Genomic DNA, 10,824 nt, shown 5'->3' with positions numbered 1-10,824 from the left:
TGAAGAATCGTCATACCAAAGAAGCACTCAAGGCCGCCTAAGATGAGTAAAAAGTGCAACTGGTAGAAATACGAAGCAATCATGCGATATGTAGATGAAGTACAAGCATATTCTCCAAAACTAGGGAGTCAAGGCGAAAAAAAGACTTGTGCAAGGGAGGGTAGTGTGCTACGATATCTTTAGACGAAGGTTCTGTGTCTCATATTAATTAATGTGTTTATTTAACTGGCGTGTTAATTGTTTTCGGAGAGAAGCGGCGGAAACTCTGGGATTATCCTTTCGCCGCTAGGGCCTTTTTCGGAAGGGAAATAGAGATTGTAGAAAGGTGGTGGATCAGAAAACACCCCCCGGGCATTGGCTGGTAATGTAAAGTTCTTATTCTTCATGAATACTATACACTCATACATATTTGTAGATTGACAGCATGCGTAAGTCGATATAGCACGGACCAACGGTTAACATGGATTCTATTTTCCTTTTCTTTGATGGTTAGGATGCGGCAGTAAATGAAGGTGGACCTCGTGTGGTATGTGCTCCACGCTTCATGGAATTACAACATAACTAGCTAAAGAAGGGGTGTAAACATGCAAGCGAAGGTGTTACGTCGTTCGGTGATGGTGCTGTTGTTGGTCGGACTGGTCGCAATGGTTGCCTCAGTTGTTGCTGCTAAGCCCGTAGAGCTTGTCTTCATGCATCGGACTGGTGCCCAGGAGATGGCGTGGGCAACGGAGATTGTCCGTCGGTTCAACGAACTACATCCCGATATCCATGTCACAACTCTGGCCCAGACGTCGGGTGCGAGTGGCGCCGAATACTTAGAAAAACTCACCACTCTGATCATGGGCGGAACGCCGCCGGACATCTTCTATGGCGCATCGGACAAGAAGAACTTCATTTTGTCGGGTTGGACCTATGACTTGGCCCCCTTTGTCGCTCGGGATCTGGCGCAATTGGATATCGACGACTTCTTCCCTGGAGTCTGGGAGACTTTCCAGCTCGGTGACAGCTTCTACGGCGTGCCCCTAGGGGTCGTTCCCCAGTATTGCTTTTACAACAAAGACATCTTCCTGGAACATGGTCTGGATTTGCCCCCCGATGATTGGGATAGTAGCGACTGGACATGGCGGGATTTCGTCGATTGCAGTCGTAAGCTTACCGTCGTAGAGAACGGCGTCTATACCCGGCTGGCGCTCACCTTTGCCAGTGAATGGCACCTGCCGGACATCTGCTGGATCTTCGGTGGTGACTGGGTCGGCCCCGAGGCCTATGCTACAGGCAGGGCTACGGAAGTGACGATGGTACGTCCGGAGAACGTGGCCGCCTACGATGCCCTTGCGGAGTACTACGCCAACTATGCGGCGGCGGGCCCGGGTAAGGGAATTACTGCGGCAGGAAGCGCCTTCTTCGCCGGCCAGGCAGCCATGCACTGGATTGGTTCCTGGTATCTGGATTCGGTGATCAATACTGCACCAAGCTTTGCGTGGGGCCTTGCGCCAATGCCGCTGGTGGAGACGCGAGCGAATACCCGGTGGACCGATCCTCTGTACGTTTCCGCGTTCACGGAGCACCCAGAAGAGTGTTGGGAGTTCATCAAGTTTGCCACAAGCCCCGAATCCCTGGCCCTGTTCACCGAGCTTACCGGCATGATTCCTGCCCGGCGGTCGGCCATGGAGGTTTACATTGACCGGATTTCCACCGCCTCAGGCATGTCCCCCTTCGAGGTGATGAATACAGTGACCGGTGCCCTGGCCCACTCCCGCACGGCCATGGAGGAGGCGGTGCCCAATGTGCACCGGGCCATGCAGCAGGTAGGATACGACATCATTACGGCGATCCAGAACGGTGAGATGGCGGCAGCGGTTGGTTTGGAGACCTTGCAGAGCAGAATGAATGCTGTTCTGGCGAGCCAGTAGTCTCATCCAGATCCAACTCAACTGACCCGGCCGGTGGTGAGTGGGGTGACTCACTCACCCCGCTGCCTTGTATTGTGCAGGGGGGGTGTCCATGTGGTCAGATCTTTCAAAAAGTTAACACTTATACTTACAATCCTTGTTCTTTCCCTTGGCGTCTGGGCTGTCTCCGCTGCCCAAGGGACGATCGGCCCAGCGGGTACGAAGGGATTGACCTATGTGGTACAGGCCATTACGACAAAACAGGTTCTACCCAATCAACCCTTCGACCACGGGGAACTGTCAGATGAGCTGGCGCTTGTCGCAACACCGGGGGAATATGAATCGGCGAGTTTTGTGGTGACCGCGCGGCAAGACCTTAGAGCCTTCTTACCCCAGGTCTATGATTTGGTCCATGACGAGGGGCAGGGAGTAATCCCTAAAGAGAATGTTGATATCAAATACGTTAAAGCTTGGTTTCAGGCCGGTACCGCGTGGTGGGGCCGGGATCAGGACAAGACCCAGCGGATTTTGGTGCCGGAATTACTGCTTAACGATCCCGAGTTGGTGAAGGTGGATCTGGAGAAACAGGAAAACTACCTTAAGCTTTCCTTCCCGGATCGGGAGGAGTATCGCTGGATCAGTGACCCCCAGAACCGCAGCGGGAGGATACAGCTCTTAATCGAGGAGTTCCCCGTCTGCGATAGTCCAGTTCTTTTACCAGTGGATATCCCCGCTGGGTATAACCAACAGCTTTGGGTGACGGTGAAGGTACCCGACGAAGTGGTCCCTGGTGTCTATCGGGGAAGGATCGACTTGTGGGAAGACGGCCAGGTTGTGGGGACCATGCAGCTTAATGTCACCGTCTTGCCCTTTACGCTGGCAGAGCCATACTATACCTCTAGCATCTATTACCGCGGAACCCTGGATATCCTAGGTAATGGCTCCATTTCATCGGAAAAGAAGTCCCGGGAGCAGTTTATTGCCGAACTTAAAGACATGATCGCCCATGGGGTAACGAATCCCATCGTCTACCAACCCTTAAGCTCCCTGGAAGAGGTTCTGAAGATCCGCCAAGAGCTGGGCCTGGGTGGACAACCGCTGTACTACATTGGCGTGCGCACTTACAGCTCTGATAGCCAGATCCTAGAGACCCTTGCGCTGGCGAAGAAGTACGGTATTCCCGAGGTCTATTTCTATGCCATCGACGAGGCGGCGGGGGAACAACTGACCGCGCAAAGGGACGATTGGCTGCGGGTCCACGCCCTCGGTGGCAAAGTGTTTGCCGCCGGTTGGCAACCGGGCAATTTCGAATTGATGGGAGATCTGCAGGACCTGCATATCAGGCATGACCGCTTGCGCTTGGAAGAGGCGGCCAACTGGCACTCCCTTGGAAAGCCGATCTGGTCCTACGGCAACCCCCAAACTTCCGCCGAGGATCCGGAAGTCTACCGGCGCAACTATGGGTTGATGCTCTGGCGCTACAACTATGATGGTGCGGCCCCCTATGCCTATCAGGACGGGTTTGGTAATGTCTGGAACGACTTCGACCATCCGACCTACCGGGATCACAACTTCACCTACCCGACGGTAAACGGTGTGGTGGGGACCATCGCCTGGGAAGGGTATCGGGAAGGGGTGGACGATGTCCGCTATCTGACGACATTGCTTAACAGCATCGAACAGGCGAAGAATTCAGGAGATCCCGCACGGCTGGAGGTGGCCGCAGAGGCAGAAGAATACCTTGCGACCATGAATGTGGGCGGAGACCTTGATCTCATCCGGGCAGAGATGATCTACTACATCCTCCAATTGCAGAAGTCGGATTTTCCCTTCTTACCTCCCGAAGTAACAACAGACGCGGCAGAAGGGATCCAGTTTGACCCGAACCTGGAGCCGGTCATCCGTGAGCTAATCAACAAGCCCTCCGGGCCAATTCTCCCCGGGGACGTGGCGACGATCACCACCATCGACGCGCGGGATCGGGGGATTGAGTCCTTGGAAGGTTTGCAGTACTGTGCATCCCTCACCGTATTGCGCCTCGATCGGAACGATATCTCCGACCTTAGTCCCCTGGCGGAAATCAGTGGGCTGCGGGAGATCATCCTCGATGAAAACCCGCGGATAGTAGACATTTCCCCCTTGGCCAATCACCCGCGGCTATTCCGGCTGCGGATCCATTACACCAGCGTCACCGATTTCCGCACCCTCGATGGACATCCCGCCTTGGAAAACATCGAGTACCACGGGGCGAAGATTACGGATCTTAGTACACTTCCCAACCTGCCGAACCTCAGGGAATTCCATGCCGGCTGGAGCGTCTTGGCAAGCATCGACGGCATCGAACGGTTTCCTCGTCTGTGGCAAGTGATCGTCGGACATAGTCGGGTTACTGACCTGGAACCGCTCTTGAGGCTACCTGGGCTCACCACCGTCTGGCTGGATGCCGGACAACAGGAGGAATATCCTGAGATCGTCGAGGCCCTACGGGCAAAGGGCGTGATCATTAAGACGTTATAGGACGACTTAGGGTGTATTTCCCCGGACCGCTGGCTGCAGTTTTGGTGAAGTGAGTGTTATCCAAGGAAACTAGAAAAGCTCGAAGGGAGTGGGAACCTTGAGACACTGGAAGAGGATCCTGGTGATTAGTCTGTTGGTTGGCTTCCTGTTCTTGTCTGGTTGCCTCAGCTTCTTCTTACCGAAGGTAGGAACCGTAAGTGGACTTGTCAAATCTGGCGCAGATCCTGTCGTCGGAGCTACCGTGGCCATTCCCGCACTGAACCTTTCGGCGGTGACCAATGCCCAGGGAGCATACAGCATTGACAAGGTTCCCTTCGGTACCTATGTCTTGGTCGTCTACCAAGACGATGCCTTTCTCGCCGTCAAGGAAGATGTAGTGGTGGAAAAGGGCAAAGAAGAGGTCAATTGCGACATTGACCTTGTCAGTGTGCAGTATGTGGACGCATTGGAGGGCACCGTCCTGTCCGCGACGGGGAATCCCCTCGGGGAGACGACTATTACCCTATCTATCGGAGAGTACAGTATTAGCTCCGAAAGTGATCCCATGGGTGAGTTTGTGTTCTTCGCTGTCCCCTTCGGGACTTACGTGGCGAGGGCCATCCGGGATGGTGCGGTGGTATACGAAGAGTCCATTGCCGTAGATGCAACAACGACACTAGACATCGTGGTAAGCAGCATCCTTCACCTCGATCCCAACCTAGAAGCAGTTGTCCGGGAAAAAATCGGTAAGCTCGTTGGGGATCTCACCGTGGACGATGTGGCCGGGATTGAAGTGCTGGAAGCCCAGGAGAAGGGGATCACATCCCTGGTGGGACTCCAATACTTCACTTCCCTGCGGGTCTTAAGGGTCGACTCTAACCCCGGAATAACCGACCTTAGCCCCCTGGCCACCCTTACTTCTCTCCGGGAGGTCTTCGTCAATCACTGCAGGGTTGTGGATCTTAGTCCCTTGGCTGGACTTCCCAATCTCTTTAGGTTGGAGTTCAACAGCAACCCCGTTACCAGTCTAGCCGCCTTCGAGGGGCATACGGGGTTACGGAGTATCATGTGTCACTCAGTAGGCTTTACGAGCATCGGCGAACTGCCGAGCCTCCCGAACCTGGAGGAATGGGTCCAGGGCTGGGCGTCCCTTAACGACCTTACCGGGATCGCCACCAAGTTTCCACAGCTTAAGAAACTCTTTATTGGCAGTACAGATGTAGAGGACATCACGGAATTATTGAGCCTGGAACACTTGCAGGAGGTTACCCTTCCCAGTGCCTTGAACACGGAACCGGAACATCCTGTTGTTACCCAATTGAGGGCGAAGGGGGTGGTGGTTAACTTCTCATAGGTGGCTTTGAGCAAACAAAGGACTTGCGCGCATCGATGCCTCGGGGTGGGCTGTTGAGCCCGGGGCAGGTGCTGGCATCGATGCGCGCTTGAAGAGTAGGTTCCCTCCCATCAATAGGCGACGTTGGCCCGGTAAGGAGTGGATGGACGGTGGGCAGGTCTTATCTATGGTATTTTGCTCTGTGTTCAGTACTTGTCTTGTTCAGCCTAGGAGCGAGCATGTCTATAAAGGCTCAGGAAAGGGTCCTCTACCAGTACCTCCAAGACTTTGAGGAGGAGGATCCGTTCCAATTGTTCAAGTCCGACGGTGCATACACGGTACATTTCAAAGGTTTGACTACTGAGAAAGCCTTTGCGGGGGAGCGCTCTTTCAAGCTAGATGTGACAATCGAAAGTGGCTCCTACGTCTACTGGGCGATCCCCGTTTCTGTGCCCGGCGAGGGTAACTTGACCTTCCGGGCCCGGATCCTTCGCCCGGAGGCAAGCCAGGGCCGGGTGGGCCTGGGACTGCAGGCCACTGTCGTTCCGGTAGGTTATTCCAGAGCCCGGGCCTTTTGGGAATATGGTGCAACCGATGACGCCTGGCAGAAGTTTGAGTATACGTGGGTCGATACCTTTGCCCGGGGAACTGCCGTGTCCTTTGCTTCTAGTGAACTGTGGCAGGGCAAGTCCGGGGAAGTGGGGTGTTATCTCGACCAGATCCTAGTGATGCTGCAGGGACAACCGGGTGACCGGATCGTTTGCTATCTGGATGCGGTGGAACTGTCCGGGGAGGTTCCGGCCACCTTCGTCTACGAAGAGACGGTAGCCGAACGTTGGCGCGGGGTCACCACGCGCACCCAGGAACAGCTGGCCGTCTGGCAGTCCCGGCTGGACGATGTGGCCGCTGTGCTAGCCCAGGACGCTGCCCAGGTGCCGGCAGAGCTCGTTTCTCAGATCCAGGAACGGTACGATGCCGCAAGGGAACTTCTGGCCCAGATTCAGGTGCGGGGGTGGATCTTGACGGAGGAGCCGGAGCGGGTCGGTCTAGCCTTGGCAGAGCTGGAAAGGATGACCACTCTTATGGTGACACTGGCAGAAAACAAGGGCATCGGGGAAAGGGGCAGTGCCGGGATCATCTACGTGGTCCCGCCCATCTCGACAATCAAGATCCTGCCCACGGATCGACCGGAACATGGCAAGATAGCCAAGGATTTGCAGGTGGTGGCCACACCCGGTGAATTCGAACCGGCTAGTTTCGTCGTGTTTGCCCTTGACGAGATCACAGGCTGCCGGCCCACGCCGGGGGATCTGGTGGGCGAGATGGGGACGATTCCTGCTTCCGCAGTGGAGATCAAGATCGTGCAGCGTTGGTTCCAGGCGGGAACCGCCTGGTGGGGTAGGGATCAGGACAAAACCAAGCGCGTTCTAGTCCCCGAGCTATTGGTGAACGATCCTACCTTGGTGAAGGTGGACTACGAAAACCAGGAAAACTACTTGAAGTTGTCCTTCGCCAGCCACGAGGAGTACGTGCGGATCAGTAATCCCGCCGATGTAGGCGGACGGCAGCAGTTGTCCATCAACGCGTGGCCAGTGAAGGATAGTCCTGTTCTCCTTCCCGTGGATATTCCCGCGGGAACCAATCAACAGTTTTGGATCACCATCAAGGTGCCCGCGGATGCCAGTCCGGGGGTATACACAGGGCCCATCTACCTGTACGGCAGTGGCGGGATGCTGGGGGAACTAACCCTTACCCTGCGGGTATTGCCCTTCACCCTGTTGCCTCCCTATTACACCCCCAGTATCTACTATCGGGGTGTCCTGGACCTACAGGGCCCGGGGACGATCTCTTCAGAAAAGAAGTCCTTGGTCCAATTCCGGGCAGAACTGCAGAACATGCTGGATCATGGCGTGACCAATCCCATCGTGTATCAGCCTTTAAGTAGCCTCGAAGAGGTTTTGAAGATCAGGGACGAGATCGGCATGGGGAACCAACCATTGTACTATCTAGGGGTACAGACCCATGACTCCACAGCCTTGCTCAAAGGGACCCTGGAACTGGCGGCAAAATACAATATTCCAGAAGTATACTTCTACGGGATCGACGAGGCGGCAGGAGAGGCCTTGGTTGCGCAACGGGACAACTGGATTCGGGTGCGGGAAGCCGGAGGAAAGGTGTTTGCCGCCAGCTGGCAGGATGGCAACTTCGAACTGATGGGCGATCTTCAGGATCTCCATATCCGACACGATCGCCTCAGACCCCATGAGGCGGCCAAGTGGCACTCGGTGGGGAAAAAGATCTGGTCCTACGGTAACCCGCAGACGCCCGCGGAGGATCCGGAACTATACCGGCGCAACTACGGATTAATGATCTGGACCAACGACTATGATGGGGTGGCCCCCTATGCCTACCAGGACGGGTTCGGGAACATCTGGAATGACTTCGACCATCCCTCCTACCGGGATCACAACTTCACTTATCCGACGGTGGATGGGGCAATTGATACCATCGCCTGGGAAGGATTCCGGGAGGGAGTCGATGATGTGCGATACCTGACCACCTTGCTCACGGCCATCGAAACAGCGAAGACCACCGACGATGCCGTCCTCCTAAGTCGGGCCGCGGAGGCGGAGAAGTATCTTTCCCGACTGAACCCCGCCCGGAATCTTGACGAGATTCGCCAGGAGATGATCTACCACATCTTGCGGCTGCGCAAGGATCCCTTGGCGGAGGAGTTTGCACCGGAACTGTAACAGCAGGCCATATTGGCCCAAGGTCAGGGGCTTTCTGCCCTCGACGTCTGGCTGCAGTCACAGTACACGGTTTTTGGTTCTATCTTGGCCTTCCCGCGGCCCAAGCCGGCGGAAAGGTCAATGTAGCCGGTGAGGTTGATGGAGCAGGACCGGGATATCCCCCCCTCGAGGGGGAGGATATCCCGGGTTGCCCCGCTCTTGCTGTCAGTGGGCGGTATGGAATTGAGCCTCTGCAGGCGGTGAAGGCCAGGGGTGACGGGATGTGTCTTTTCCCTGCCTACCATCCCTAACGCGGTATGGACTTCACTCAACGGACCTTCGCCAGCGGCTATCTAGGATTTCTTGGACTTGGTCGGCAAGGTGCCCCGAGACTTAGATACGTAGATTTAGCTCGGGGTTGATGGGGCCAATGGCTGCTTGCAGGGACCGAAAAGAGGTGGAAGAGGGTAGCCTTCCGCGCAGAAGCACAGAATTGGCGGCAACCAAAAGTGGCCCCGACACCCGGAAAGTGCACCAAAACGATCTGTAGAGGACAAGAAGAAGCATGATACGATCCAAGTTCTGCCATCCGGGAAGGAAGGGGAGAGGGTACTGCTTGGGCTGCGAAAGGCTTCCCTTGTCGACAAGAAGGAACTTGTGGAGCTTTGCAGGAATATATTATTAATGTCGTTAATGAACTTGGTGCTGTAAACTGAAGGGAAGGTCGTAGCAGCATGCCCACGGTCAGGCGAATTGGTCTTGATTGCCAAAGGGAAGCGATGTCGACTCCCTTCGGGTTCAAAGGAAGCTTCCTCAGAGAGCTTTGGCGGGTGGCGGCACCTTTGGAAAGTGACCAAGCCACCGGGGTTGGACTGGGGGTGCAGAGTGTGCTCTTGTCCGACGCCCAGGCTTTTGCCCGGTATCCTGAGGCGGTGGGCAACGGGATGATGTTTCTGATGACCCGCCTATGTCCTGGAACTGGCCAAGGGAAGGACCTTCAGTACACCGGTGGAACTTTTCGAGGAGCTTCTGCCAAAGACCCACGCCCGGGGGTGTCAGCTTGCGGGAAACCCGGATCTGCTGGTCAGCTTTGCCTTAAACGCCCTCGTCCCGGTGGACAATGCCGCCTGGTTGCTCTATCCCAGGAAAAGGGATTAGCACCTTTTCGGACCTGATCCCTGAGGAGGTAAAGCCAGCCCTGAAGGCCAGGCATACCTCCCTGGCCCGCATTCCGCTTGTTACCTAGGGCATGGGTCTGGAGGAAGTTCGGAAGCTAGTCCAGGGGGGCACTTCTTCCTGAAGATCAAGATCGGGTCTGACCCGGCAAAGGACGGCGATCCTCAGAAGATGCTGGAGTGGGAACAGCAACGTCTTTTTGCCATCCACCAGGCGGTGAAAGATTATGAGACCCCTTACGCCGACTGTGGTTATCCTGTGTATTACCTTGACGCATGATACAAAGGAACGGCTGTGGCAGCTTGTGGACTTTGCGGCGGAGATCGGTGCCTTGGACCGGATCGCGGTCTTTGAAGAGCCCTTCCCCGCGGTCTACAAGGTAGATGTGGCCGATCTGCCCGTTACCATGGCCGTCGATGAAAGCGTCCATTCGGTCCAGGACGTAGCCTGCGCCTTTGCGGAAGAGTACGCGGCGGGGGCGAAGAAGATGTATCTGTAGGAAGATGGAGCCCAGTTTTTGTGGGTAATGAGGTGTTATCCGGTGAAAAGGTTAGGCTTTGGTATTGTCGGCTGTGGTGTGGCGGTCCAGTGGCATCAAGCCGCGTTGGCGAGGGTCCCAGACGCACGGTTGGTCTGCGTTTGCGACCAAGTAAACCGGTGGTATTTTAGGAAAGATTTGGCTAAGGATGAATGAATGTGCAAGAAGTTATTGGACGGCATTATCGAACGAAGAAGACGATCTGTATCACGGTGTCAGATGGCGTGATTGAATCGATCAGGGACCTTCCGGAGCAGCGGGCGGACCTGCCCTTTATCGCACCGGGGTTGGTGGACATCCAGATCAATGGGTGTTTCGGCTGGGACTTTAGCTCTGATATCCTAGAGATAGAGGACTGGGAAGCGGTGATCCAAAGACTCCTGGTTCATGGGGTGACGGAATTCTGTCCTACGATTGTCACCGGCGATCTCCGCTGGATTGGCCGCATCCTGCAGTCCATCGCCAAGGCCCGGCAGAGCTCCCGGCTCATCGCAAGGGCTCTGATCGGGGCCCACCTAGAAGGCCCCTATATTTCCCCGGAGGATGGTCCCCGGGGGGCCCATCCGCGGCAGTTCGTCTCCTTCCCCGATTGGGAAGAATTCCAGCGGCTTCAGGAACTGGCCCAGGGTGCGATTCGGATTATTACCCTCGCCCCCG

General features: G+C 55.7%; 8 protein-coding genes. All 8 read left to right on the top strand.

Features of this window, described 5'->3' with window-relative positions; genetic code table 11:
- Positions 1-584 precede the first annotated feature (584 nt).
- Positions 585-1,913, top strand: coding sequence for an extracellular solute-binding protein (locus tag GXX57_11190; GenBank protein ID HHV45212.1), 1,329 nt, complete (start codon positions 585-587; stop codon positions 1,911-1,913).
- Between the two features lie 93 nt (positions 1,914-2,006).
- Positions 2,007-4,409 (top strand): hypothetical protein, encoded by a 2,403-nt coding sequence (locus GXX57_11185; protein ID HHV45211.1) that lies wholly within the window; start codon positions 2,007-2,009, stop codon positions 4,407-4,409.
- Positions 4,410-4,506: 97 nt separating this feature from the next.
- Positions 4,507-5,742: a hypothetical protein gene (locus GXX57_11180; GenBank protein HHV45210.1), complete on the top strand. Its 1,236-nt coding sequence runs from the start codon at positions 4,507-4,509 to the stop codon at positions 5,740-5,742.
- A gap of 149 nt (positions 5,743-5,891) precedes the next feature.
- On the top strand, positions 5,892-8,474 hold the full coding sequence (locus GXX57_11175; protein HHV45209.1) for a hypothetical protein: 2,583 nt from the start codon (positions 5,892-5,894) through the stop codon (positions 8,472-8,474).
- A 987-nt stretch (positions 8,475-9,461) separates the two neighbouring features.
- Positions 9,462-9,611: a hypothetical protein gene (locus tag GXX57_11170; protein ID HHV45208.1), complete on the top strand. Its 150-nt coding sequence runs from the start codon at positions 9,462-9,464 to the stop codon at positions 9,609-9,611.
- A gap of 244 nt (positions 9,612-9,855) precedes the next feature.
- Positions 9,856-10,128, top strand: coding sequence for a hypothetical protein (locus tag GXX57_11165; protein HHV45207.1), 273 nt, complete (start codon positions 9,856-9,858; stop codon positions 10,126-10,128).
- A gap of 42 nt (positions 10,129-10,170) precedes the next feature.
- Positions 10,171-10,323: a hypothetical protein gene (locus tag GXX57_11160; GenBank protein HHV45206.1), complete on the top strand. Its 153-nt coding sequence runs from the start codon at positions 10,171-10,173 to the stop codon at positions 10,321-10,323.
- A gap of 2 nt (positions 10,324-10,325) precedes the next feature.
- A partial coding sequence (locus tag GXX57_11155) for an N-acetylglucosamine-6-phosphate deacetylase (protein ID HHV45205.1) occupies positions 10,326-10,824 on the top strand: 499 nt, incomplete at its 3' end.

The organism is Bacillota bacterium (assembly GCA_012839765.1).
Lineage (GTDB): Bacteria > Bacillota > Limnochordia > DUMW01 > DUMW01 > DUMW01.
Note: the sequence above shows the minus strand (reverse complement) of the source record. Positions and strands in the feature narration are given on the sequence as shown.